Consider the following 24,459-nt stretch of genomic DNA (forward strand, 5'->3'; position numbering starts at 1 on the left):
TCTCAACTTTGTTAACCCAGGAAGTATGAAAAAAACCGTTCTAACGGCCCTGCTGCTGTTTGCAGTTAACAGCTGTTTTTCCCAGTTATCGCTACCCTATCAACAGGATTTTGCCACCTTATCCGGTAATTACCCTCCCGGCTGGCAAGGAGTGCTGCTTGATGGAAATAATGTCTCAGTTTTTGATACTGCAGCTTTTTCAATTCCAGTACCGCTCAGCAGCGGCAATGCCGGCACTACAGCCGGGGGAGTTTATAATTTCAGCGGGTGTCTTGGCTGGTTAAACACCGCCGCAAGCAACTATGCAGTGATGTTCTCTATATCTGCCAGCTCATTAGAAAATATCGCTGTCCGGTACCAGGTTAAAACAGTGAGGAAAACTAACAAAATATGCGAATCAATTTTACAATACAGGACTAACGGGAATGGCAGCTTTAAAAATATTATAGCGAGCCGCTGTTTCCCGGATACGGTACAGGAAATCATCCTGCCCCCGGAGTGCGATAATCAACCGGTTGTAGACCTGCGCTGGGTATCGAGGGACTACGATGGAACCGGCGCCCGTCCTTCGCTGGCGATAGACGATATTTCTATTTTCAGCCGGGGAAAAGATACCGGCAAACCGGTTGTACGGCAACTGTTGCCTTTTCAGCAGGCAACCAGCCAGGCAACTGTATTGCAACTAAGGTTTGATGAAGAAGTTGTTAAAGGCGCCGGCAATATTTACTTCAATACAGATACGCTAAGCGTCGGAGACCCTGCTGTTACTGTTTCCGGCAGAATGGTGATCATCCGGCAGCTATTACTTCCGGGACAACGGTATTTCATAACCATCGACAGTACGGCATTTAAAGACCGGTATGGCAACCTGTTTAAGGGCATACCGGCGCAGGATAACTGGTTTGTGGATGTAACGCAATACGATTACCGGTTTTCGTTCGATGATTGTATTAAAGGCAGCAACTGGCCGGGCGGGGGATTTACCGCCTTTAGCCGCAAAGGCGCCGCTGCCTGGAGTTGCGCAAATCCCGGGCTGGAAATTAATGGGTATAATAACGGTCCAACAGAAAATGAAGATTGGCTGATCTCTCCATCGCTGGATCTGAGAAGTTTTCAATTCCCGTTATTGAATTACAGGGTTAAGAAAGAGTTTGAAGGACCGGCGCTACGTGTAAAAATCTCGCGCAATTATCAGGGACACAATGATCCCGGAAGCGCCAGCTGGACAGAGATCCCGGGAAATTTTACCGGCCAGGCAGATTGGTATGAAGTAAATGGGATCAATCTTTCGCCCTTCCGGGACAGTAATGTGCATATCGCATTGGTATATATCTCTGATAAAATACAGCAGGCGGCCAAATGGACTGTAAGCCAGGTATACATTACTGATACCAGTGATGCACCACCGCTTCAGTTAACGGTTACACCAGGCGTATTGGATTTCGGGTATGCAGACGAACTGCTGACCGACTCCGTCAGTTATTGGTTCAATGATGTTAATACCAAGGTCCGTTTTTCGGCGCCTGCAGGTTTCCTCGTATCTGCGGATGGGGAGAACTATTACAGGGAAATGGATGACAGCTTGAGGTTTTCGGGCAAGTTGTATCTTAAATTTCTCCCGTCGTTTAGTCAGCACCGTTATGAAGGAGCATTAACGATCAGCAATGACCAGCAGTTGTTAGGCCAGGTAATTTTAAAAGGAAATACCATCCCTGCATTGAAGATCGTGAACTGGAATGTGAGTTGGTTCGGCAGTCCGGCGGCTATGCCGGCGGATGACAGTTTGCAGGAGGCAAATGTGCTGAAGGTTTTGAAAAGATTGAAGGCGGCGATATATGGGCTGGTTGAGATAGTGGATACAAACAGGTTAAGGAGCGTGGTAAACGGCCTGCCAGGTTATGATTTCGTGGTTTCCGGAACCGACAGTTTGTCGGGCATTTCTTATGCCAGGGCTCAAAAACCGGCGCTGGTATATGACCGAAGCAGGGTTAAAGTATTGCATACCCGGTTGCTGCTGCAATACAGCAGCAATCCCCGAACCAGGTTTAACTGGTCGGGTGGCCGGTATCCATTCCTTGCGGAGCTGGAGGCGAATGATAAGGGCGGGGATACCTGCAGGATAACGCTGGTGCTGGTACATGCGAAAGCGAATACAGGAGATAGCGGGGAGCAGGAACTGGCCTGGGAGCGGAGGCAGGAGGGGGTGAAAGAATTAAAAGATACCCTGGATAAATATTTCTCTCATGTTAACCTGTTGGTATTGGGAGATTTTAATGATGACCTCACACGGACCGTTGTCCGTAGCCGGGCGGATACCATCAGTTCCTGGGCGGAGTTGATCAATGATCCCAGGTATGTTCCTTTTACGTTGCCGTTGAGCAGGGACGGGGAGCGATCGACGCTTCATTTTCCGGGGGTTATAGACCATGTGGTTGGCACCAACGGGATGATGGTTGCGCATACGGAGGCGGGTATCCAGGCCTGGGTAAAGGACTGGGTGCCGGCTTACGGAAGCACCACCTCCGACCATTACCCGGTAGCCAGTTCTTATTCCTGGCAGGTTTTAGGCAATCCGTTCCCGGTGAAGGGATTGCATGCGGTAGTATCCGGCGCTCATATCGATATAGGATGGGAGATGTTATATCTTGTAAACTGCGCTGATATAGCAGTAGAGCGTTTGGAGAATGTTAATAAATTGATAGCAATCCTACCGGGTCCAGCAGGTGGAAGTTCTAAAGAGAATATTACTTTTGCAGTGAAAGACACATTTGCAAGCAGTGGACTAAACTGTTATCGTTTGAAAATAACAGGGTTAGATGAAAAAATTCAATATTCAGCGCCTGTATATGTTTTCAATCCGGGATCTGAACGGAATATATGGTATATAGCGGGCGGGCAACTGCATTATTGGCTGAATTGGTCGCAACGGGAGGAAGTTCCTATTCAACTGATAGACCTGCATGGTCGGATTATTTGCCAGGGGAGGGTTTCCCTGGATCGGGGGTACAATTACAATACAATGTTTATAGGCCGGCTGAGTATGGGCGTGTATTTTTTACGGATAGGCGCTCCCGGGCGGTTGTTAGTGCTGAAGATTCTCGTTAACCACTGATCTTTTTGAAAAAACCATGCAGACGAGAGAACCGCCTCTTATTGAGGCGGTTTTTATTATTTAATATATTGTATATCAACGAATAACATATAGAAGAAGAGAATAGTCAAGATATTTAAGGAAAAGGCTGGAAAAGGTGCGGAAATAAGGAATTGTTCAGTATCTTTGCGGTCCTAATTTTTTAAAACCATTTAAACAGGGAAATTTATGAACTATGAATTGATGGTGATCTTTACCCCTGTGCTTTCTGAAGACGAATTCAAAGCGGCTCAGAAAAAATTCGCTGATCTGATTAAAGATAACGGCGGAGAAGTAACGCACGAAAATCCCTGGGGATTAAGATCACTGGCGTATCCAATCCGGAAGAAAACTACAGGAATGTATGTTGTTCTGGAATACAGTGCGCCATCCGACCTCAATGAAAAGCTGAAAATTCAGCTGAATCGCGATGAAAATGTATTGCGCCACATGATTACTGCGTTGGATAAGTACGCTGTTACTTACAACAACCGTAAAAGAAATGGTGTAAATGCTGAGTCTAAAACCACTGAAGCTTAAAAATTATGGCAGTTAAACCTAAACAAGAAATCAAATACTTAACAGCCGTAAAAACTGAGAAACGCCAGAAGAAATACTGCCGTTTCAAGAAAATGGGCATCAAGTACGTAGATTACAAAGACGCGGAATTTTTGAAGAAATTTTTGAACGACCAAGGTAAAATGTTACCACGTCGTATTACGGGTAACTCCCTGAAATTTCAGCGTAAAGTAGCCCAGGCTATTAAGAAAGCTCGTCAAATGGCTTTATTGCCTTATGTTACTGACCTTTTAAAGTAAGAAGTTATGCAAATTATCTTAATACAAGACGTAGATAACCTGGGTCAGAAGAATGAACTGGTTAACGTGAAAAATGGTTACGCCAGAAACTTCCTGATTCCTCAGAAGTTTGCAGTAGAAGCAAGTCCTTCTAACCTGAAGCAACTCCAGGAGCGCCTGAAAGTGGCAAAAGTGAAAGAAGAGAAATTACTGGCGGAAATTGCGAAAGTGGTAGAAGTATTAAAAGCTTCTCCTGTTAAAATCGGCGCTAAAACCGGTACTTCTGGTAAAATATTCGGTAGCGTAACTGGTGTTCAGATTGCCCGCGCAATTAAAGAACAAAAAGGTTATGAAATTGACCGTCGCCGCATCCACATCCTGGATGATGTGAAAGAACTGGGTACTTACAAAGCTCGCCTCGATTTCGGTAAAGGCAACGAAACCGAACTGGAATTCGAAGTTGTTTCTGAGTAGTATTTCCTCCAACCTCGTTGGATCAAAATATTCCCGGGCCGCAAGCCCGGGATTTTTTTTGCCTTTTACGACGATTATTACAACAAATGGGGATATTTAGTATTTTCAGGACTATATTTTCGTCCGCCATGAAAAATGTAATTTTCTGTTTACTCGCAACTATTCTTGTAACCGCCTGCAATACCCGCAGAGGATCAGTACCCCGCCTCGCCGCAATTGGCATCCAGGGAGAAAACACACCACAATACACTTTCCGCTACGATCAGAAAGGCAACCTCGTTGAACTGTCGCAGCATAATAAACAAGACAGCAATATCACCACCTTCGAATACGATGATACCAACCGTATTGCCGGCATCACTTTTTCCAGCCAGCTTCCTAAGCAAAAACCCAGGATAAAGGCCAAAGCCAGGGTTACCGGCTGGGATAAAACAGGCAATATAACTGATATCACCTATTACAACGACCGCGATCAACCGCTGAGGAAGGCCTGCATCCGCTGGAAAGACGGGCTGCCCGTAGCCATGAAATTCTCAGACTCTACAATAGCCAGCACCTGGAACCTGGCATCCAATACCCCAACCAGGAAAGACGTATACATTGATAGCTCTAAACTACCGGAAAACGAGGGCTCTATGACCTTACGCACAACACAGTACGAATACGAGGATTCAGTAAACCCGCTGAAACCCTTCGTCAACCAACTGGTCGCCAGCCAATCCGCCGCTCCTGCCACCATTTCGCCGGTTGGCAAACTGTCGGATATTTTCCTGCAGATCGGTAATAAACCTGCCAGCCTGGTGAGGATCGCCGAACAGGAAAAAGCCGTATGCCGGCAGTATTTCCAGGAATATGAATGCAATACCACCTACCAGTATTTCTATTCATACGCCCACAACAATTCCTTCCCTGACAAAGCCTGGGTGCATGTCAGGAAACGGGGCAATACCCATCTGGATACGAATACCGATTTTATTATGTTCTATCAATACGAATAATTTCAACTCCTGTTTTTTCGTTACCTTTTAGGTAATGAAGCAACGCAATAAATTACAAGGGCTGCCGGGTACCCTGATCATTATCTGTATTAATGCTATTGCTTTTTTGATCACCACCCTTAAAGGTGCTGACATCTGGAAAGGAAATGGTACAATACTCCTGCTCAGCGGCGGCAATTACTGGCCGTTGACCATCGAACAACATCAATACTGGCGACTGGCAACAAGCATGTTCCTGCATGCAGGCTTAGGCCACCTGGTAGCGAATATGACAGGTTTATTTATTGGCGGCTTCTTCCTGGAACCTGTGTTAAGAAGCTGGCGTTTTATCATTATATACCTGGTTACAGGACTTATTGCCAATTTTACCAGCATCTATTTTCAACAGCTTTCGATAGGCGTAGGAGCATCGGGCGCAATATTCGGGATCTATGGGGCTTTTATCGCATTGCTTTCCACCAGCCTGTTCCCGCTCTCCTTTCGCAAAGCATTTCTGACCTACATAGGGTTATTTGTTGTTCTAAACGTCGTTACAGCGATACTGGCAGCAGATATGGATAATATAGCCCACCTTGGCGGCTTCCTGGCGGGCGCCCTGTTAGGTTATGGCTGTTATTTCATGCTAACTAAAGAGGATGGGAAAAAAATCATTCATTAATCCCGAAAAAATCCGAATATTTACATTTGCACACTTAAATCAACGGATAAGATGTTAAATAAGTTATGGCTTTTACTATGCGCTACTTTATTGGTTTTAAGCTGCAAGAACAAAACTGCCAGTTCCGGCAGCGCCGCCAACGATTCCACACCACCTGCCATACATAGCACCCCCGATGATACGGTGATAATTGGCAATAAAACATTCCTGGTTTACCTGATAGAAAAATCAGATTTTGATAAATATCCCTACACTTCTCCGGATACCAGCGAAGCGGCTGCATTGGCGAAAGACCCTTCTGTAAAACGCCAGGGCGATAAACTGGTGATAAGACTGGATAACGGGAAAGAAAGGATACTGACCAATAACCTGGGTGGCGATGAAGAAAACTTCCTGGATTATACTTATACCGGCAACTACCCGTCCATCAAAAGAAAAGGCTTTCACCTTTCCTATTATGAAGGCAGCGGTTTTGCTTTGGTAAATACACAGAATGGCGATTCCATGATCACCTGGTCGGCTCCCGCCATCTCCCCTGATAAAAAGTATATGATCACAGCGTCGATGGACCTTGTGGCAGCCTTTGATCCAAATGGTTTTGAACTGTATAGTATCGGCACTAATAACGAGATAAAGAAACTGGGTGAAGTAACCCTCGAAAAATGGGGACCAGGCCTGGTTCAGTGGATCAACAACAAAACCCTGATCTCAGAATATATTACTATTAGTGAAGAAGGTGATACGCAGGTGCAGTATGTTAAAATGGTTATGCAATAAAAAAAATTTTGAATAGCGCAGGTGTAAATTCCACTGTCATGAAAGCATTTTCTCTTTCCCGGACCTTCTTCGTCGTTTTCAGCGCCTTGATGCTGGTATTTTCGACTGTCAGCCATGCACAGGCGCCAGCCATGAATATAGAAGGTACTTCCAATTCTATACTCAGCAAACTGGATAAGGCTTTAACGCTTACTGACGTGCAAAAGCCCAGGCTATTAACCATTATCACCAACTACCTGCGGCAAAAGGTAAATATCCAACCCCTGCAGCAAAGCAATGAGAAAGCATATGCAACAAAGCTGAACAGCATGCAGAATGGATTGCAGACTAAGCTGAAAGCGGTGTTATCCCAGCAGCAATATGCAGATTACCAGGCGTTGAAACCAAAAACATTTGATGAAACCAACGTACTGTCGCACCTTTTTTACTAAACAATTATTTGCCTGTCCCTGGCAATAATTTTCCAGTTTGAAATAATTTCATTGTTATCTGCTACGTATGCCTTTTCATATAGAGCAACGGTAGGACAAATATGCCTGGGCACACCATAGAATACAGTTCCTACAGGGAAGGCTGATGCGTCATCAACTTTCAGCACCAGGTGTTCTTCGCTTTGGGCAACAGGAACGGCTGTTGGCGCATTAATGAAATGTACGCGGGGTTGTGGGTTTTCGGCGGCTACTGATTTATGCCCAAGATCCAGGCAAATATGCTGCGGATCAACAACCGAGATCACCCGGCTGATCACTACAGCAGCCCAATTGAAAGTTTGTTCAGGAAAGTTGGCAGAATATCCCCAATCCCAGAATATAAAGGTACCGGGGCTGCATTGTACTCCTTCCCGCTGGGCGTGGATGGGAAAGGTAGGAGTGCCTCCTGCAATGATCACCGGTTCTGCATAACCGGCATCTGCGATCTGCCCTGCAAGGTTCTCTACCAGCGCAAAAGCAGCATCACAGCGGTCGATACGCACGCCCATATCCGTGTCGTGGATATGCCCGTCGTAAACGTGCAAGCCTACCGGGTTAATACCAGGCAGTGAGGCAGCGTATTGGTATAATTCGAGTCCTTTTATTGGAATAATGCCTGTACGGTTCATCCCTACATTCAGATCCAGGTATACGTCGAGTTTCCGGGCCTGCGCAGCAAATTCGCTGCTGATGGCCTGCGCGGCAGCAGGATGATCTACCAGGCAGGAAAACGTGGTTTGCGGGTATTTCTGTACCAGCTCCAGCAACCTGTTGATCTTAGGGCCAACCGGCTGGTAAGCCAGTAAAACATCAGGCGCCTGCGCCATTCCTAACATCTCCGCTTCCGCGATAGTAGCACACTTGAACCGGGTGATCCCCGCCTGTTGCATCAGGTGAACCACTTCGGCAATCTTATGGGTTTTAACGTGTGGGCGTAACCGTTGCACGTCATCTATCATTGTTTTTACCAGCGCAATATTTTCTTCGATCCGCGACTGGTATAACACGATCGCCGGAGAATCGATCTGCGCGATATTAGAGAGATGATACCATTCCATCCTTGTTTTGTTTTTATGCGATAAGGCTTAATAACAAACATCCTACCAACCCGGTAACTGATACTATGGTTTCCATTACAGACCAGGTTTTGATAGTATCTTTCACAGTTAAGTTAAAGTATTCTTTGAACATCCAGAAACCGGCGTCGTTAACGTGGGAAAACATCAGGCTTCCTGCGCCTGTGGCCAGCACCATCAGTTCAGGCTTTACGCCGGAAGTGGCGATCAGCGGGGCAACAATACCCGCGGTAGTAAGACCCGCCACTGTTGCAGATCCAATACAAACCCTGATGATGGCCGCTATGCCCCACGCCAGGATCAGCGGATGCAGGTGCATACCCTGCAAAGTGGTTGCAATATAGCTGCTTACCTGGCTATCGTGCAGCAATTGCGTAAAAGCTCCGGAACCGCCAATGATGAGAATAATTACAGCTATATCCCGCACTGCATCATCCATGATGGTCATAACTTTTTTCACAGGCATTTTACGCCGCAATCCTAACCAATACATGCCGTTTAAAACTGCCAGCAGCATTACAATAAGCGGATCGCCCAGCCATGAAGCCACTTCATAAGACAGGTTGCCCGCATTAGTGAACGACTTGATACCGGCTGTAATAGCCAGTAAGAACACCGGCAGCAAGGCGGCAAACAGACTTACGAACATGCCCGGTAGTTCTTCCTCCGGTAAAGGTTCAGCAACAAACATCTTCCCCGGGGGATTGGTATACCCTCTTAAAAACCTTGAAAACAAAGGACCAGCCAACACGATTGCCGGAACTGCGATACAAATCCCATATACCAGAGTTAATCCCATATTTGCGTGAAATTGCTCTACTAAGGCCGCAGGCGAAGGGTGGGGAGGCAAATATCCGTGTGTTACGGAGAGAGAAGCTAACATCGGGATACCCAGGTAAACTACAGGTAAACCAGTTCTTGCAGCCACGGTAAAGATCAGGGGTACCATCAATACAAAACCAATATTATAAAACAGGGGGATACCTACAATAAAGCCCGTAAGCATCAGCGACCATTGCACATACCTCCTCCCGAAAAGATTCATTAACCCCGTGGCAATACGTTGCCCGGCGCCGCTTTCGGCCACCAGTTTTCCTAACATACTGCCAAAAACAATGATCACGATCAGGGAACCCAGGGTTTTGCCTATACCGGTTTGTATAGACCTGGTAATATCTGTGATCTTCATATGCAGGGCCAATCCCATAAGCAGGGATACGATCAGGAAGGACAGAAACGTGTTTAATCGGCACCAGGTGACTAATATTACCAATAGTAATATAGCTGCGATTACGATCAATAATGGCATACGGCTGACTGTTTTACAAACATGGAAAAGAACAAGATAATAAAAAGGAACGGTAATCTTACTCGTATCTTAAAGCAATAATAGGATCCAACCTGGAAGCCTTATAGGCAGGATAAAGCCCCGATCCCAGCCCTACCATTGCGCAAAGGGTTACGCCAACAAAGATCCAGGCCCAGGGGATGATAAATGGGGAACTAAGCAGCAGGGAAACAACATTGCCCAGCAGCATTCCGGCAAGTATGCCAACGATACCGCCCATTAAACTGATGATGGTTGCCTCGTATAGGAATTGGGTGCGAATGACTTTTTTAGTGGCGCCAAGGGCTTTGGTAACGCCAATCTCCCTGGTGCGTTCGGCTACAGATACCAGCATAATGTTCATTAAACCAATGGCCGAACCAAAGAGGGTGATAAAGGCAATAACAATAGCCAGCAGGTTCACCTTTCCAAGGCTGGCAAAAAGCATTTCTGCTATACTATCGCTGCGGCTGATCTCGAAATTATCTGCTTCATTCAATGAAAGTCCCCTGATAATCCTGAATAAGCCGGTGGCTTCGCCCTGCGCCGCATCCATCTGTTTTACATCATTTACAGCAATACCTATCTGGTAACTGGTATTCCTGTTAAATATTCTTCTTACGTTATTCACAGTAGTGATCACCACGTTATCGGCGCTCATCATTTTGCTGCTGCCTTTAGACGCGAGCAAACCTATAACACGGTAACGTACATCGCCTACTCTCACAGTATTGTTTACTACATTCTTCTTGTCTTTACCAAACAATTTTTCCGCAACATCTTGTCCCAGTATCGCAACATTTCTTCCGCTTTGTACATCAAGCGCATTAAAGTTGCGTCCTTCAGCAATCTCGTAGTTGGAGAACTGCAGGTAGTTCTCATCTCCGCCATAAACCCTCACATTGGGATTGGTCTTCTTTGCATCTTTATACACCGTTGCAATACCTGTAGCCTGTTGGGAAAGGCTGACGATGGCCGGAAACTTAAAACGTTCTTTAAAGGCCAGCGCTTCCTGGTAAGTGATCTGTTTATTACTGATAGAATGCCTTACTTTTTTCTTGTCCCTCTTATTCCCTTTGGATGCTTTGTTTCCACCATCATCCATTCTCACCTGCATGGCCTTATTACGGATAGAAAAGCTGTTAACGCCCATGCTTGCAAAACTGCTGTAGATGCTTCCCTTCATGCTGTCGATAGCCGTAAGAATGCCTACCAGAACAGTGATACCCAGGGCAATAATGGAAACAGTAAGCCCGGATCTCAGTTTATTGCTGGAAACAGAACGGTATGCCAGGGAGAAGATATCTTTTTTCTGCATATAAATGGGTTCTTGCTAAAGGTAAATATTTCTCGCAAAGCGGCAAAGTTGGCGAGGGAGCATGAGAAGTTTTTTTGCAGAAGGAAGAAATTTTTACGACTGCAACAAAGAAAAGACCGGCCCCCTCTCTGGCCGGTCTGTATAGTTTGATAATACTGTTGGTTAAGCTGTTTCAGGGCGCCTGGAAGATCCATTGCTGGTTATTTCCGCCGTTGCTTCCGCCCTGCTGAACAGTAGCGCCGGCCGATGTGGATGCGCCGGCGATCTCCATCAACATGCCGCTCCTCGCAACCTGTATGGTATAATACCCGTTTGTAGTGGGTGCGATGATCCATGTCTGGTTATCATTTCCTGTATAGTCATACAATTGAACCGGGGCGCCATGAAGCAGGGAATTATCTTTAACATCCAGGCTGCGGTTACTCTGCACTCCAACGATCTTATACCGGTTATTGCCAATATTGGTAAGGATCCAGCGTTGGTTATTTCCACCGCTGTAGGTCCATTGCTGGATGCGCGTACCATTAGCGGTACCCTGGTTCTGTGCGTCCAGGGCCAGACCGCTTCCCCGGTTAATGATCTTATAAGTACCGTTAGCCGGCAGGGTAAGGGTAAAAGGGGTTGTATGAGCAGCCTGGTAAGACGCCTGTTGTTTTACCATCCGGATACCGTCTTTCACCAGCCGCAGGTAGAAATCGGAAGATACATGTACTCCGTCTGCATCCAGCGGCAGAAAATAATTTCCCGCCGGCTGCATTGATACATCTTCCGCTGTTTTGAAAATAGAAGTGGCTTCATTCAGCTCATCAAACATCGCGATGTAGAGATTATGCACGCCAGCGTTGCGCATGCCGGCGAACATAGACCACATGAAATCGCCGTGGTTGCGCGGAATTTCATTTTTAGGCTTGGCGGTATTGGAGTTATTAAAGGCAAACCCGGGATAGCAGCAGGCCTGGTAATCAATATTCCTGGCACTGCACCAGGCAAGGTCGCTGACATACGATGCCTGGAAGTTGCTGCGTTTGCCCACGAACCAAGGCATGATCATATCCAATGCTTCATATGCAGCACGGTATACAGTATCTGTACTGAAGTTTCCGGGAGTTCCCCCGATCACATAACAGCCCTGCGATTTAAACCAGTTGATCTTTGCTAGCCAATCAGCTACCGGCCCGCGACCTGAGAAACCGATTCCCCAGAAACAAACCACCGGCTTGCCATTTTGCCTGGCATATGCAGGAGAAGAAATGAGATTCTGTGCGCCAACAATGGTATTAGTCCAGTCGGCTTCCATAGGACTGTTCCCATTGCAATCGTACATGATGTAGAATTTAAGTCCATAGGTCTGCGCAGCATTCATCATCAGCAATGAAATACCATCCCGTTGCTGTTTTAACACCGTTCCCGGTACTACATTACTGCCAAATCGCTGCAGGGCTGCACAATCGATACCGCTTTGCTTCATCCATAATACATGCGTGTTCATCACCTGTTGATCATAACTGCTGAACATCTTTGCCGGCTGACCATTCCCAAGATTGCCATAAAAATTTGGTTGTGTAACTGCAGCCTGGCTGAAGTTGCTGCCGGCATAAGTGGTTTTATACTCTCTTACATCCGGCCACATTTCCAGGTTCTGATGTTGCCAGGAATTTAACGGGGAACCGTCGCCCGCCGCCGAAAACCATCCCTGGTAGCCTACTACCGCCTTGCCTACCACATCGCCATCAGGCGATAAAGCAGCAGTAATATGCATGCTCTTCTGACCAGTGAGTGGGTCAAGCGTGGAATTTTGCCGGGATTTGGAGCAACTGCTGATAACGATCAGCGCCACAAAGAAAACAGATAGCCATATTTTTTTCATGAAAAAGGGTTTTATTAGTTGCAGGGGCCTGCAACCGGATCATAAAATGGAATTTGCACAGAGGGCCCAAACAGTCTTATCAGTTTCAAATGTATCCGGGAGGCATTAACAAACCGCATAATATTTGTGATAACAAGAGGAAGAAAAACAAAAATATTCTTCTTTAACCCGGCAACCTTGTTCTGTTATTCCCTTACCCTATTTCACTTCTCAAGCATTTGGATATGAACACAACAGACATTACTATTTACATCGACAACAAGCCCTACCGGTTCCATGTAAAAGTGGACCAGGAAAATGACTCCACGACTTATTCCGTTTCTTCCGCAGAGGAAGCGAATGCAGCGGCTGATTTCATACCCGACCACCTGGAGTTTAATGTAGACGGCTCAATACAGGTAAAAGAACGGTTGAAAACAGTGGAGCAGGAACAGATAGCTAGGCTCATCTGGCAGGAAATACTCGACAAAATGAACCCGTAACAGGCTGTAATTTCTTAGTACAAACCTTAATTAAATTATTATGAAAGCGACTCATTTTATTACCGCTTGCTGGATATCGGCGCTTCTGCTGCTTTCAGCCACTTCCCGGGCCCAGGATAATGAACGGCCTATGCATCACCAGATGCACCAAAAAATAGATGCCAAATCCTTGACCGACAGCATGAAAACAAGACTCTCGCTTACCGCCGAGCAATACCCTAAAGTGCTTGCCATCAACCAGAACTTTATTGATGGTATCTCCAAACTCAAAGACACTCCAGCTACCGACAGCACTGCGGCAGGCGCACAGGTAAAGACATTGTCTGAAAACCGCGATGCTGAATTAAAAAAAGTACTGACAAACGAACAATACACTACCTACCAGGAACAGAAACAGCGAATGATGCATAAGACAAAAAAACACCAGTAGTTTCACGCAAAGGCGCAGAGGTGTGCAAAGAGGCATAAGGATTTTTTTTAAGATAGTAAGAAAGCCAAGACATAAATCTTTTTTAAGGAAATAATAAGAAAACAGAGAGGCGAAGATTGCTGCATAACACAATCTTCGCCTCTCTGTTTTCTTATTTGATCACTTATGATTACTTATTTCACTTAAAAAAATCCTTATGCCTCTTTGCACACCTCTGCGCCTTTGCGTGAAACTACAACCAGCAGAGGAGGAAGTTTGGCGCCAGGCCCAGTGCCAGCACGAGAAGGATGGTCAGGATCAGGCCAGCTTTGAAGCCGCCGGATACGGGTACTACTTCCGGATCGCCTTGTTTGAAGTACATGGCCATGATAACCCTGAAATAATAGTATACGCTTACCGCCGCGCAAAGTACTGCTACGATCACCAGCCAAAGTAACTGGCCGTGCTGGATAGCGGCAGACAATACAAAGTATTTTGCGAAGAAGCCTGCAGTTACAGGAATACCGGCGAGAGAGAACAGGCATACTGCCACAGTGAAGGCGAGTAATGGTTCTTTGCGGGCCAGGCCGTTGAAGCCTTCGAAGGTATAGTCTTTCAGTTTCATTAATACGGCGAAGATGCCGATAGTAGCGATGCTATAAGCGGCTGCGTACAACACGATACCCTGAGCGCCCAGGTTGTTCAGTGAGATCACTGCAAACAGCATAAAACCTGCTTGTGCAATACTGGAGTAAGCCAGCATGCGTTTAACGCTTTGCTGGAATACGGCGCTTAAGTTACCCAGGATGAGGGTTGCCGCAGTAATGATAGAAAGGATCAGTGTCCAATGCTCGCTGATGTTGCCACCGGTAAAACTTACATGGAACAAACGGAGAAACGCGATAAATCCACCTGCCTTCACAACTGTAGACATGAAGGAAGTGAAAACGGTAGGAGAACCGTCGTAAACATCCGGTGTCCAGAAGTGGAATGGTACAGCAGATACTTTGAAAGACAATGCAAATACCAGCAGGATGATACCGCAGAGAGCCAGCGGATGGATCGGATCTGCGCCCAGGCCTAATTCAGAAATATTGAAAGAGCCTGCAGAACCGTAGATGAGGGTGATTCCCATCAGGAGGATACCTGTAGAGAAAGAACCCATGAGGAAGTATTTCAGCGATGCTTCATTGCTCTTCAGGTTCTTTTTATCTGCGCCCGCCAGGATGTATTGCGGGATAGATAAGATCTCGATCGCCAGGAACAGCATCAGGAGGTTGCTGAAGCTGGAAGCCAGCGTGATACCTGCGAGTATAAAAAATATCAATGCAAAATAATCTGCTACATGCACTCCCACTTTTTCAAACTCGCTACCTGATAAGAGGAAATATAACAAAGTAGCGCCTATGGCTACAGCATTGAATATTACACCGAATTTAGTCACTTCAATCATGCCATAAAGGATATATCCGCCATGTTCAACAGAAGGATATAAGGCCAGGTTAGCAATAAATGCTATGATGATGGCCGCGATGGCAAAAAATTTAATATGCTGCTTATTGCGTACAAGTAATCCAACAAACATCATTACAACGCCCGACAAAGCAGTAGAAATTAGTGCATTCATATTTTTGCGTTACAAAACCCCGTTACAAATTTTTTTGTTTTGATCAGACCGGTTTGATACTAAACTGATGATCAAAATAATTTATTCACTACTTCAGTGGTATTGCTTACCAGCTCCAACATTGGTTGCGGGTAAACACCAAGCACAAAGATCATGATCACGATCAGGCTCAATGCCAGCATTTCACCGGCTTTAAGATCTGTAGTAGTTGTTGTCAGCTCATTTTCCTGACCAAATATTACTTTCTGGATCATACCCAGGGTATATACTGCAGAAAGGATAATACCTAATCCGGCGAAAGCCATCATCCAGTGATTATATTGAAACAGCCCGCTGAACATCAGGAACTCGCCAATGAAACCGTTGGTGAGTGGTAAGCCGATGTTAGCCATACTGATAATAACGAAGAAGATCGCCATACGAGGGGCTTTGCGTGCCATACCTCCCAGTTGCGCCATGTTCCGGATACCCAGGCGTTGTTCTATCACTTCAACAATGATCCACAATCCAATGATGTTGATACCGTGGTTGAACATCTGGATCAGGGCGCCCTGTAAGCTTTGTTCGTTGTTAGCGAAAACAGCGGCAGCCATCAGGCCGATGTGAGCGATGGAAGAGTAAGCGATCAACCGTTTCAGATCGCTTTGTACCATAGCAATGCAGGAACCGTAGATGATACCGATGATGCACAGTACAATGGCAACATCAGACCATACCATTACGCCATGAGGCAGTACCGGCAGCAACCAGCGCAACAACCCGAATAAACCCATTTTAACCATTACGCCAGAAAGGATCATGGTAACAGGGGTTGGAGATTGTTCGTAGGTATCTGGCTGCCAGGTATGGAATGGGAAGATCGGCATCTTGATAGCGAATGCTACAAAGAATAACCAGAAGAGCCAGGATTGCTGATCCTGCGACAGTTGCAGGGCTGAAAAAGATGCCCAGCTGAAAGAGTGGTCAGGCGTCTGGAAATAAAGGTAGATAATACCTACCATCATCAGCAGCGAACCCAGGAAAGTATAAACGAAGAACTTAAAGGTAACGGCTATACGTTTTTCATTCCCCCAGATAGAGCAGAGGAAATAAACAGGGATGAGGGCCAGTTCCCAGAAAATATAGAACTGCAAGGCATCGAATGCGGTAAAAACGCCCGTCAATCCGGCTTGCGCCAGTAACATCAAACCATAGAAACTACCTGGTTTTTCAAAACTACGACCATTGATCGTAATAAAAACAAGCAGAGAGGCAATCGCTGTAAGCAGGCAAAGCATCACCCCCATTCCATCTAACCCCACGCGAAACTGACTTCCCAGTTGCGGGATCCAGTTAGCTACAACATTCAGACTGTCGGGAGCAGTACGAAAACGGCACCAGGCACCGATTGCCAACACCACTGTTGCCAGCGATGAGATCATGCTTAGCACTTTTGGTCCGGATCCCTTCAGGCCAAATGTAATAAGGCCCGCGATGAGAGGAATCAATATTAATAAAACTGTCAACATAATTTATCTGCGCTTGTAACTTCAGCTATTGATTTATAATAAGAATCCGATCACAAATAAAACGATCATACCGATCACCATGGCGAAGATGTAAAATCCTACCTGTCCGCTCTGGATCAGGCGAACTTGTTGTCCTCCCCATTGAACGCCACGTCCGATGCCGTTTACCAGGCGATCGATACCCGCTTTTTCGATTGTATCGCGGAAGAAACGTGACAACTCATATAATGGTTTTACAATGATCGCATCATAGATCTCATCTACATACCATTTGTTTTCCAGCGCCTTGCCCAGACCTGTAGATTCTTTGCCGGTATCTTCATAATTGGCAAATTTCTGACGGGCCAGTAAAATGAAAACGATCACGAGGGCGCTGCTGATACCCATCAATATCCATTCGAGGCTATGTGAAAGGTGATGAGGAACGGCAAATGGAACAGAAGGTGCAAAAACAGGCGCGAGATATTCTGCCAGCAAGTTTTTACCAAATACTTCCGGCAAGCCTACATACCCGCCGATGATGGAAAGCACTGCCAGGATTACCAGCGGAATGGTAATAGCAGCCGGGCTTTCATGAAGATGATGTTCCTGTTCGTGGGTACCACGGAACTTACCGGCAAACGTGATGTAATACAAGCGGAACATATAGAAAGCGGTCATTAATGCGCCGGCCAGGCCTAACACATAGAATACCGGGTTATGCCCGAAAGCTGAAGCAAGGATCTCATCTTTGGAGAAGAAACCTGAAAGGCCGGGAATACCAGCAATTGCAAGGCATCCAACGAGGAAAGTCCAGTTCGTGGTTGGCATATATTTTTTCAGGCCGCCCATTTTACGGATATCCTGCTCGCCGCCCATTGCATGGATCACGGAACCGGAACCAAGGAACAACAACGCTTTGAAGAAAGCGTGCGTCATTACGTGGAAAACGGCAGCGCCATAAGCGCCAACACCTAATGCCAGGAACATATAACCTAACTGGCTTACAGTGGAATAAGCCAGTACTTTTTTAATATCGTTCTGTTTGAGTGCAATGGAAGCTGCAAACAGGGCAGTTGCCAGGCCAATTACAGCTACTACGGTTTGAATATGCGGCGCCAGCGTGTACAAGATATTGCTTCTTGCAATCATATAGATACCGGCGGTAACCATTGTAGCGGCGTGGATGAGGGCAGAAACAGGAGTAGGACCCGCCATCGCATCCGGCAACCAGGTATAGAGCGGCAACTGGGCTGATTTACCGGTTGCGCCTACAAAGAGTAATAAAGCAATTGCAGTGATCACGCTGTTGTTCATACCCAGGGAAGCTGCTTTTGCAAAAACTTCAGGGAAGGTAACAGAGCCGAATTGTGTGATCATGAAGAAGATAGCGATCAGGAAACCCAGGTCGCCGATCCTGTTCATAACAAACGCTTTCTTGGCTGCATTTGTATAATCGTTGTTCTTAAACCAGAACCCGATCAGCAGGTAAGAACACAAACCTACTCCTTCCCAACCGATGAACATCATCACGTAGTTGGCGCCTAAAACAAGGATCAGCATGGAGAACACGAAAAGGTTCAGGTATGCAAAATACCTGGCGAAACTTTCGCTGCTTTCTTCATGCATGTAAGAAGTAGAGTAAATATGAATGAGAGAACCAACACCAGTGATGATCAGGAGGAACAATGCACTGAGTTGATCTACCTGGAAGGCAAAAGGAATATGCAGGGAACCTACATGAATAAAATCAAACAACTGCACAACCTGCGCAGAGAATCCCGGGGCTTTAACCTCAAAGAATATTAATAAGCTAATCACAAAGGACGCCAGGAGAACGCCACTTCCAACTATTCCAACCAAGGACTTGGATAAAGATCTGCGTCCTAATCCATTCACCAGGAAACCTAATAATGGTAAAAATGGTACCAGCCAAACTAGATTAATCATTTATCAATTCTATTTACGACGACGAAAAATTCAATAGATCAGGGAATCCGAAATATTAATTTTTCAACCTGTTAAGAATGTTAATATCTACTGAGTGTGTGTTTCTGTAGACCATAGTAATAATAGCCAGGCCGATTGCAACTTCAGCTGCGGCTACCACCATTATAAAAAATACGAACAGTTGCGCTGAGGAAGCATCTACTCTGCCGGCATCAGCCCACATTTTTGAGAAAGCAACCATTAAAAGGTTTACTGCATTCAGCATCAGCTCAATGCACATAAAGATTATGATCGCATTTCTGCGCATCAATACACCCATCACACCTATACAGAATAAGGCGATACTCAGAAATATATAATATTGAACAGGCATAAAATAAGTTACGATTTACGAATTACGAATGACTGTATAAGCTAGTCTTCTTTCCTACCGATTACTACAGCTCCGATCATGGCGCTCAGGAACAGGATACTGCTCACTTCAAATGGAACTACATATTGTCTGAACAGCACCATACCCAGGTTATGTACAAGACCTATGTCGTTGTTTGCTGTACTCATTGCAGGCATGCTTGCATCGCGCAATGCAGCTACCAGTACAACCAGTAACGCGCCTCCGCTGATGGCTCCCGCATACTTCAGCCAGTTACGTTTCTGTGGCTCCAATTCTGCGTTCAGGTTCATCAGCATCAATACATACAGGAACAATACCATGATGGCGCCTGCATAAACAATGATATGTACTACAGCAAGGAATTGAGCATTCATCATTACATAGTGGCCTGCTATGGCAAAAAATGTGACGATCAGGCATAATACGCTGGTCACAGGATTTTTACTCAACACAACCCCTAACGCTGAAGCCAGCGCAATCACCGACAGCACCATGAAAATTATTTGTTGGATACTTCCCATCTCTGCTTTTGTTTTTTAGCTAATGTGTGCTATAAATAATTTATTTGTTCTGTGCTTTCGGATCTGGAATCAGCAAATCGTCTTTCCCGTAAATAAATCCTTTACGTTGATAGTTTGCAGGTGCAAAGGTTTCTGACAGGTAAATTGCATCTTTAGGGCAGGCTTCTTCACAGAAACCGCAGAAAATGCAACGTAACATGTTGATCTCGTACCTTGCTGCATATTTTTCTTCCCTGTAGAGATGCTCTTCTCCCGGTTTTCTTTCAGCTGCCTCCATCGTGATAGCTTCAGCCGGACAAGCTACGGCGCATAAACCGCATGCTGTACATCTTTCACGTCCTTCTTCATCGCGGTTCAGAATGTGTAATCCACGGAACACCGGGCTAAACTCACGTTTTTGATCCGGGTAGCTCACTGTAGCCTTACGCTGGAAGATGTGCTTGAAAGTGATACCCATTCCTTTTGCAATAGCAGGAATGTATAACTTCTCTGCGAAAGTCATCGGCCGGCGATCGACCTGTTTTGCCCTGTTAGTTAATGCTTGCATAAATGCTTTATTTAAACCACCTGAGTGGAATGAATTAATAATTAATGATGTTTGAACAATTCTACTGCTCCTGTACCCAGCATATTCACCAACGCCAATGGAATTAACACTCTCCAACCCAGGCGCATCAGCTGGTCGTAACGGAATCTCGGAACTGTCCAGCGCACCCACATAAAGAAGAAGATGAAGAGCAGCGTTTTTATGAACAATGCCACAAAGCCCAGTATAGTTACCATATTAGGAGATAGCCCCAGTTTATCCATCCATGGGAAGGCATAACCTCCGAAATACATGGTAGCCATTAAAGCCGAGCTGATAAACATATTGATGTATTCCGCAAACAGGAAGAAACCCAGTTTCATGGAAGAATATTCCAGGTGATAACCACCATTCAATTCGTTCTCCGCTTCCGGTAAGTCGAACGGTGCACGGTTACATTCTGCAAACGCACATACCAGGAAAATGAAGAAGCCTAAAGGTTGGTAGCAAATGTTCCAGAGACCATGACGTTGCTGTTCAACGATCTCTTTCAGGCTCAGGGTACCTGTCAGCATCAGCAATGCGATCAGGGCCAATCCCATAGGCAGCTCGTAGGAGATGATCTGGGAAGCGGCACGAACAGAGGCCAGGAGGGAATATTTGTTATTGGATGCCCATCCACCCAGCATGATACCGTAAACACCCATACTTACAACTGCGAAGATGTAAAGGATACCGATGTTCACATCTGCCACCTGGAGAGAGATCTCGCGACCGGCTATGGTCAGGGTGTCGCCCCATGGAATTACAGCGCTGGTCATACAAGCCACCACCATGGCAATGGAAGGACCTAAAATGAAGAGGAAGCGGTTGGAGTTGGTAGGAATGATCTCTTCCTTGAAGAAGAGTTTACCACCATCTGCCAACGGCTGCAGCAGACCAGCCGGACCGGCGCGGTTAGGGCCTAAACGATCCTGGATCCAGGCAGCCACTTTCCTTTCGCCCCAGGTAGCATACATCGCTACCACCAGGGAAAGCACCAGCACTACTGAAATCAGCAATAATTTCTCAATTAAAAAGAACCAATCTATGCTTAATAAGGTCATCTCCTTTTACGAATTACAATTACGAATTACGATTTCTTTATAATAAAATCATCAGAATGAGCAGGTCCGTCGATCTTCGACAAATCTATTTCCGGCCTGTTCACCTGGCTTTCAGAGTGAATATCAAACAAGAGTTTTGGTTGTCTTCCATCCAATACTTCCACCAGCGCATCTTTGGGTTTCACTGTATTTACGTAATGGCCCTGTGAGATAACGCTATGGCGGTCGATTTTCCTTGGTCCTTCAATTGTCCAATCGCTCTTCTCTTTCTTTTCGAAGCGGCATTCGTCGCAGATGAAGTTTTCCACCTCGCCGTATTTATCTTTTCTTGCAGTAACCCTGAACACTTCATCACCACGCATCCACAATACTACTTTACCACAGCATTTAGGATTGCTGCAATTACGGTGTGCATCCACAGGTTTCAGGAACCAAACCCTGTTTTTGAAACGGAAAGTATTATCTGTTAAAGCGCCTACAGGGCAAACATCAATTACGTTTCCTATGAAATCGTTATCTAAAGACTGTTTGATATAAGTACCTATTTCCGCCGCGTCTCCTCTTCCCAATACGCCATGTTCTCTTTTCTCGGTCAGCTGATCAGCGGTAAACACGCAACGGTAGCAAAGGATGCAACGCGTCATGTGCAATTTGATCTTGTCTCCCAGGTCTACTTTATCAAAAGTTCTGCGTTTAAATTCGTAACGGGTTGCATCGGCGCCGTGCTCATAGCTCAGGTCCTGCAGGTGACATTCGCCCGCCTGGTCGCAGATCGGGCAATCCAGCGGGTGATTAAGCAACAGGAATTCTACTACGCCTTTGCGTGCATCCAATACTTCCGGGGAAGTGATGTTAGCTACTTCCATACCATCCATTACAGTGGTACGGCAACTGGCTACCAGTTTAGGCATCGGGCGTGGATCAGCCTCAGAGCCTTTGGTTACTTTCACCAGGCAGGTACGGCATTTACCGCCGCTGCCTTCCAGTTTGGAATAGTAACACATGGCCGGCGGCACTACCTCTCCCCCAATCAACCGGGCCGCATTCAATATGGTTGTACCGGGTTCCACCTCTACTGAGATGTTATCGATTTTAACCTTAAACATTTTTTTATCCTCCGCCATATTATATGTTTTCTTTTGCCCGCAAAGCCGCAAAGAAGCAAAGCAGCAAAGTTTTATGTTTTATATTTGATTTACTATTCTTTTTATTCCGTCTTTAATAAGCGAAACGTTGAAATTGACCAGTAATCCCAACTTTATATTTGTCAGTTTTAAGTAGGTACGTACTTGTTTAAAATGCATATCCTTTAATTCTTCCACTGACTTTATTTCAACGATCACTTTATTGTCTACCAAAAGATCTGCTCTAAATACCTTTTGAAGAACTGTGTTATCGTATACAACATTAAAAGCTTCCTGTCTTTTAACCTCACGTCCTCTTTTTATAAGCTCATAACTTAAGAGTTCTTCGTACACTGATTCAAATAACCCAGGTCCAAATTTAACATGTATAGCATAGCAAGCATCAACTATCTCCTTCGAGATAACATTTTCTATCATGGATGAAATTTTATAAGGTTAACAATATTAGAAAATAAAAAATCTTTGCTTCTTTGCTTCTTTGCCCCTCTGCGTGCAATTACGCGCCGGCAGGAACAGGGATCGGATCCGCGTAATGCGCGATACCGTAATTCCGTTTCTGAGACTCATCCGGGTTCAGCACATGCCACTCGAATTCGTCGCGGAAGTGACGGATAGCAGCGGCAACTGGCCATGCTGCAGCGTCTCCCAGCGGGCAAATGGTATTTCCTTCGATCTTGCGTTGGATATCCCACAGCAGGTCGATATCACTCATTTTTCCTTTTCCGTACTCGATATTGTGCAATACTTTTTTCATCCAGCCAGTTCCTTCACGGCAAGGGCTGCATTGGCCGCAGCTTTCGTGGTGATAGAAACGGGCGAAGGTGAGGGTGTTTCTAACGATACACTGGTCTTCATCCATGACAATAAAACCGCCGGAACCCAGCATTGAACCGGTTGCGAAGCCGCCGTCAGCCAAACTTTCGTACGTCATCATACGGGTTTCGCCTTTTGCTGTTTTCAGCAGCAGGTTAGCAGGCAGTACAGGAACGGAAGATCCGCCCGGAATGCAGGCTTTCAGGCGTTTGTTATTCTTAATACCGCCGCAATATTCGTCAGAGAAAATAAATTCTTCTACAGAGATGTTCATTTCGATCTCGTAGACGCCTGGTTTGTTGATGTTACCGCAGGCGGAGATCAGTTTGGTACCGGTAGATTTGCCTGTACCGAATTTAATATATTCATCTCCCCCGATGTTAATGATAGGTACTACGGCAGCCAGTGTTTCCACGTTGTTAACAACGGTTGGGCATTGCCATAATCCTTTTACTGCAGGGAAAGGAGGTTTAATACGGGGGTTGCCGCGTTTACCTTCCAGCGATTCTATCAGCGCGGTTTCTTCTCCGCAGATATAGGCGCCGGCGCCGCGTTGAACGTAAATTTCTAGATCGTAACCGGTTCCGAGGATGTTCTTTCCTAACCAGCCTTTATTTTTTGCTTCCGCAATGGCCTGTTCGAGAATTTCAGGAATCCAGGCATATTCACCGCGGATATAGATGTAGCAACTGTTAGCGCCGAGGGCGAAGCTGGAGATAAGCAGGCCTTCTATCAGCAGGTGAGGGATATGTTCCATCAGGTAGCGGTCTTTGAACGTACCTGGTTCAGATTCGTCGGCATTGCATACAAGGTAACGAGGTACGCCTTCCGGTTTGGCAATGAAGCTCCATTTCATACCGGTGGGGAAACCTGCACCACCACGGCCTCTCAGCCCACTTTTCTTTACTTCATCCAATACGCCGTCAGGGCCGAGCGTTTTAAGCGCTTTTTCAGCGGCAGTATAACCGCCGTTGCTCCGATAGGTATCGTAATAGCGGATACCTTCGATATGAGCTTTATCTAACAATAATTTTCGTCCCATTTTCTTCCTTATGGTGTATAGCAGCTTGGGAAATCCTTACTACCAACAGATTTTTGTGTATATCT

At 45.8% G+C, this 24,459-nt stretch carries 24 protein-coding genes; 10 read left to right on the forward strand and 14 right to left on the reverse strand.

Translation table 11 applies throughout. The features are described 5' to 3' along the window. Window positions 1-25 precede the first annotated feature (25 nt). From BLV62_RS15825 to BLV62_RS15860, 8 genes are all read left to right on the forward strand, one after another. Window positions 26-3,112: a choice-of-anchor J domain-containing protein gene (locus BLV62_RS15825; RefSeq protein ID WP_089762943.1), complete on the forward strand. Its 3,087-nt coding sequence runs from the start codon at window positions 26-28 to the stop codon at window positions 3,110-3,112. Between the two features lie 207 nt (window positions 3,113-3,319). Next, window positions 3,320-3,670, forward strand: a complete 351-nt coding sequence (gene rpsF / locus BLV62_RS15830) for a 30S ribosomal protein S6 (protein ID WP_089762944.1) — start codon at window positions 3,320-3,322, stop codon at window positions 3,668-3,670. Between the two features lie 5 nt (window positions 3,671-3,675). Beyond that, on the forward strand, window positions 3,676-3,948 hold the full coding sequence (gene rpsR / locus BLV62_RS15835) for a 30S ribosomal protein S18 (RefSeq protein WP_073077706.1): 273 nt from the start codon (window positions 3,676-3,678) through the stop codon (window positions 3,946-3,948). 6 nt (window positions 3,949-3,954) lie between these two features. Continuing rightward, window positions 3,955-4,401 (forward strand): 50S ribosomal protein L9, encoded by a 447-nt coding sequence (rplI, locus tag BLV62_RS15840; protein WP_089762945.1) that lies wholly within the window; start codon window positions 3,955-3,957, stop codon window positions 4,399-4,401. A 128-nt stretch (window positions 4,402-4,529) separates the two neighbouring features. Beyond that, window positions 4,530-5,399: a hypothetical protein gene (locus BLV62_RS15845; protein WP_089762946.1), complete on the forward strand. Its 870-nt coding sequence runs from the start codon at window positions 4,530-4,532 to the stop codon at window positions 5,397-5,399. Window positions 5,400-5,433: 34 nt separating this feature from the next. Next, the gene (locus tag BLV62_RS15850; protein ID WP_089762947.1) at window positions 5,434-6,057 is read left to right on the forward strand and encodes a rhomboid family intramembrane serine protease; all 624 of its coding nucleotides are present in this window, start codon (window positions 5,434-5,436) and stop codon (window positions 6,055-6,057) included. A gap of 51 nt (window positions 6,058-6,108) precedes the next feature. Next, complete coding sequence (locus tag BLV62_RS15855; RefSeq protein WP_089762948.1) at window positions 6,109-6,834, forward strand: hypothetical protein; 726 nt, start codon at window positions 6,109-6,111, stop codon at window positions 6,832-6,834. Between the two features lie 38 nt (window positions 6,835-6,872). Continuing rightward, window positions 6,873-7,265: a hypothetical protein gene (locus tag BLV62_RS15860; protein ID WP_139170195.1), complete on the forward strand. Its 393-nt coding sequence runs from the start codon at window positions 6,873-6,875 to the stop codon at window positions 7,263-7,265. On the opposite strand, the gene BLV62_RS15865 is transcribed toward BLV62_RS15860, so the two are convergent. The 4 genes from BLV62_RS15865 to BLV62_RS15880 form a co-directional block, all read right to left on the reverse strand. Then, on the reverse strand, window positions 7,262-8,362 hold the full coding sequence (locus BLV62_RS15865; RefSeq protein WP_089762950.1) for a D-TA family PLP-dependent enzyme: 1,101 nt from the start codon (window positions 8,360-8,362) through the stop codon (window positions 7,262-7,264). The two genes, BLV62_RS15860 and BLV62_RS15865, sit on opposite strands and share 4 nt — an antisense overlap. Before the next feature lie 13 nt (window positions 8,363-8,375). Beyond that, window positions 8,376-9,689: a gluconate:H+ symporter gene (locus BLV62_RS15870; protein ID WP_089762951.1), complete on the reverse strand. Its 1,314-nt coding sequence runs from the start codon at window positions 9,687-9,689 to the stop codon at window positions 8,376-8,378. A 58-nt stretch (window positions 9,690-9,747) separates the two neighbouring features. Beyond that, the gene (locus BLV62_RS15875; protein WP_089762952.1) at window positions 9,748-11,025 is read right to left on the reverse strand and encodes an ABC transporter permease; all 1,278 of its coding nucleotides are present in this window, start codon (window positions 11,023-11,025) and stop codon (window positions 9,748-9,750) included. A 172-nt stretch (window positions 11,026-11,197) separates the two neighbouring features. Next, complete coding sequence (locus BLV62_RS15880) at window positions 11,198-12,892, reverse strand: RICIN domain-containing protein (protein WP_089762953.1); 1,695 nt, start codon at window positions 12,890-12,892, stop codon at window positions 11,198-11,200. Window positions 12,893-13,116: 224 nt separating this feature from the next. On the opposite strand from BLV62_RS15880, the gene BLV62_RS15885 reads away from it, so the two are divergent. Beyond that, window positions 13,117-13,374 carry a hypothetical protein gene (locus BLV62_RS15885; protein ID WP_089762954.1) on the forward strand — a complete coding sequence of 86 codons (258 nt, stop codon included), beginning with the start codon at window positions 13,117-13,119 and terminating at the stop codon, window positions 13,372-13,374. A 40-nt stretch (window positions 13,375-13,414) separates the two neighbouring features. Continuing rightward, window positions 13,415-13,804 carry a hypothetical protein gene (locus BLV62_RS15890; RefSeq protein WP_089762955.1) on the forward strand — a complete coding sequence of 130 codons (390 nt, stop codon included), beginning with the start codon at window positions 13,415-13,417 and terminating at the stop codon, window positions 13,802-13,804. Between the two features lie 232 nt (window positions 13,805-14,036). Here the strand turns inward: BLV62_RS15890 and BLV62_RS15895 are convergent, their stop codons facing one another. The 10 genes from BLV62_RS15895 to nuoF form a co-directional block, all read right to left on the reverse strand. Continuing rightward, window positions 14,037-15,410 carry an NADH-quinone oxidoreductase subunit N gene (locus tag BLV62_RS15895; RefSeq protein WP_089762956.1) on the reverse strand — a complete coding sequence of 458 codons (1,374 nt, stop codon included), beginning with the start codon at window positions 15,408-15,410 and terminating at the stop codon, window positions 14,037-14,039. A 71-nt stretch (window positions 15,411-15,481) separates the two neighbouring features. Continuing rightward, the gene (locus BLV62_RS15900; RefSeq protein WP_089762957.1) at window positions 15,482-16,918 is read right to left on the reverse strand and encodes a complex I subunit 4 family protein; all 1,437 of its coding nucleotides are present in this window, start codon (window positions 16,916-16,918) and stop codon (window positions 15,482-15,484) included. Window positions 16,919-16,951: 33 nt separating this feature from the next. Further along, window positions 16,952-18,847: an NADH-quinone oxidoreductase subunit L gene (gene nuoL / locus BLV62_RS15905; protein ID WP_089762958.1), complete on the reverse strand. Its 1,896-nt coding sequence runs from the start codon at window positions 18,845-18,847 to the stop codon at window positions 16,952-16,954. A gap of 55 nt (window positions 18,848-18,902) precedes the next feature. Beyond that, window positions 18,903-19,220, reverse strand: coding sequence for an NADH-quinone oxidoreductase subunit NuoK (nuoK, locus tag BLV62_RS15910; protein WP_089762959.1), 318 nt, complete (start codon window positions 19,218-19,220; stop codon window positions 18,903-18,905). 41 nt (window positions 19,221-19,261) lie between these two features. Next, window positions 19,262-19,762: an NADH-quinone oxidoreductase subunit J family protein gene (locus BLV62_RS15915; RefSeq protein WP_089762960.1), complete on the reverse strand. Its 501-nt coding sequence runs from the start codon at window positions 19,760-19,762 to the stop codon at window positions 19,262-19,264. A gap of 40 nt (window positions 19,763-19,802) precedes the next feature. Further along, window positions 19,803-20,309, reverse strand: a complete 507-nt coding sequence (gene nuoI / locus BLV62_RS15920; protein ID WP_089762961.1) for an NADH-quinone oxidoreductase subunit NuoI — start codon at window positions 20,307-20,309, stop codon at window positions 19,803-19,805. Window positions 20,310-20,350: 41 nt separating this feature from the next. After that, window positions 20,351-21,394, reverse strand: a complete 1,044-nt coding sequence (gene nuoH / locus BLV62_RS15925; RefSeq protein ID WP_211117804.1) for an NADH-quinone oxidoreductase subunit NuoH — start codon at window positions 21,392-21,394, stop codon at window positions 20,351-20,353. A gap of 26 nt (window positions 21,395-21,420) precedes the next feature. Continuing rightward, the gene (locus BLV62_RS15930; RefSeq protein ID WP_258522432.1) at window positions 21,421-22,500 is read right to left on the reverse strand and encodes an NADH-quinone oxidoreductase subunit G; all 1,080 of its coding nucleotides are present in this window, start codon (window positions 22,498-22,500) and stop codon (window positions 21,421-21,423) included. Window positions 22,501-22,578: 78 nt separating this feature from the next. Beyond that, entirely contained in the window at window positions 22,579-22,956 is a 378-nt protein-coding gene (locus BLV62_RS15935) for a GxxExxY protein (protein ID WP_089762963.1), read from the reverse strand. 79 nt (window positions 22,957-23,035) lie between these two features. After that, entirely contained in the window at window positions 23,036-24,394 is a 1,359-nt protein-coding gene (gene nuoF, locus BLV62_RS15940; protein ID WP_089762964.1) for an NADH-quinone oxidoreductase subunit NuoF, read from the reverse strand. Window positions 24,395-24,459 lie beyond the last annotated feature (65 nt).

Source organism: Chitinophaga terrae (ex Kim and Jung 2007) (genome assembly GCF_900107795.1).
Taxonomy (GTDB): domain Bacteria; phylum Bacteroidota; class Bacteroidia; order Chitinophagales; family Chitinophagaceae; genus Chitinophaga; species Chitinophaga terrae.

Excerpts from the sequence above, each read along its gene's own strand:
- nuoH (WP_211117804.1), bottom strand. The coding sequence starts at position 21,394 with ATGACCTTATTAAGCATAGATTGGTTCTTTTTAATTGAGAAATTATTG.
- BLV62_RS15880 (WP_089762953.1), bottom strand. The coding sequence starts at position 12,892 with ATGAAAAAAATATGGCTATCTGTTTTCTTTGTGGCGCTGATCGTTATC.
- BLV62_RS15885 (WP_089762954.1), top strand. The coding sequence starts at position 13,117 with ATGAACACAACAGACATTACTATTTACATCGACAACAAGCCCTACCGG.
- BLV62_RS15890 (WP_089762955.1), top strand. The coding sequence starts at position 13,415 with ATGAAAGCGACTCATTTTATTACCGCTTGCTGGATATCGGCGCTTCTG.
- rpsF (WP_089762944.1), top strand. The coding sequence starts at position 3,320 with ATGAACTATGAATTGATGGTGATCTTTACCCCTGTGCTTTCTGAAGAC.
- BLV62_RS15895 (WP_089762956.1), bottom strand. The coding sequence starts at position 15,410 with ATGAATGCACTAATTTCTACTGCTTTGTCGGGCGTTGTAATGATGTTT.
- BLV62_RS15865 (WP_089762950.1), bottom strand. The coding sequence starts at position 8,362 with ATGGAATGGTATCATCTCTCTAATATCGCGCAGATCGATTCTCCGGCG.
- BLV62_RS15870 (WP_089762951.1), bottom strand. The coding sequence starts at position 9,689 with ATGCCATTATTGATCGTAATCGCAGCTATATTACTATTGGTAATATTA.
- BLV62_RS15930 (WP_258522432.1), bottom strand. The coding sequence starts at position 22,500 with ATGTTTAAGGTTAAAATCGATAACATCTCAGTAGAGGTGGAACCCGGT.
- nuoK (WP_089762959.1), bottom strand. The coding sequence starts at position 19,220 with ATGCCTGTTCAATATTATATATTTCTGAGTATCGCCTTATTCTGTATA.
- BLV62_RS15860 (WP_139170195.1), top strand. The coding sequence starts at position 6,873 with ATGAAAGCATTTTCTCTTTCCCGGACCTTCTTCGTCGTTTTCAGCGCC.
- BLV62_RS15825 (WP_089762943.1), top strand. The coding sequence starts at position 26 with ATGAAAAAAACCGTTCTAACGGCCCTGCTGCTGTTTGCAGTTAACAGC.
- rpsR (WP_073077706.1), top strand. The coding sequence starts at position 3,676 with ATGGCAGTTAAACCTAAACAAGAAATCAAATACTTAACAGCCGTAAAA.
- BLV62_RS15875 (WP_089762952.1), bottom strand. The coding sequence starts at position 11,025 with ATGCAGAAAAAAGATATCTTCTCCCTGGCATACCGTTCTGTTTCCAGC.
- BLV62_RS15900 (WP_089762957.1), bottom strand. The coding sequence starts at position 16,918 with ATGTTGACAGTTTTATTAATATTGATTCCTCTCATCGCGGGCCTTATT.
- BLV62_RS15935 (WP_089762963.1), bottom strand. The coding sequence starts at position 22,956 with ATGATAGAAAATGTTATCTCGAAGGAGATAGTTGATGCTTGCTATGCT.
- rplI (WP_089762945.1), top strand. The coding sequence starts at position 3,955 with ATGCAAATTATCTTAATACAAGACGTAGATAACCTGGGTCAGAAGAAT.
- nuoL (WP_089762958.1), bottom strand. The coding sequence starts at position 18,847 with ATGATTAATCTAGTTTGGCTGGTACCATTTTTACCATTATTAGGTTTC.
- nuoI (WP_089762961.1), bottom strand. The coding sequence starts at position 20,309 with ATGCAAGCATTAACTAACAGGGCAAAACAGGTCGATCGCCGGCCGATG.
- BLV62_RS15915 (WP_089762960.1), bottom strand. The coding sequence starts at position 19,762 with ATGGGAAGTATCCAACAAATAATTTTCATGGTGCTGTCGGTGATTGCG.
- BLV62_RS15855 (WP_089762948.1), top strand. The coding sequence starts at position 6,109 with ATGTTAAATAAGTTATGGCTTTTACTATGCGCTACTTTATTGGTTTTA.
- nuoF (WP_089762964.1), bottom strand. The coding sequence starts at position 24,394 with ATGGGACGAAAATTATTGTTAGATAAAGCTCATATCGAAGGTATCCGC.
- BLV62_RS15845 (WP_089762946.1), top strand. The coding sequence starts at position 4,530 with ATGAAAAATGTAATTTTCTGTTTACTCGCAACTATTCTTGTAACCGCC.
- BLV62_RS15850 (WP_089762947.1), top strand. The coding sequence starts at position 5,434 with ATGAAGCAACGCAATAAATTACAAGGGCTGCCGGGTACCCTGATCATT.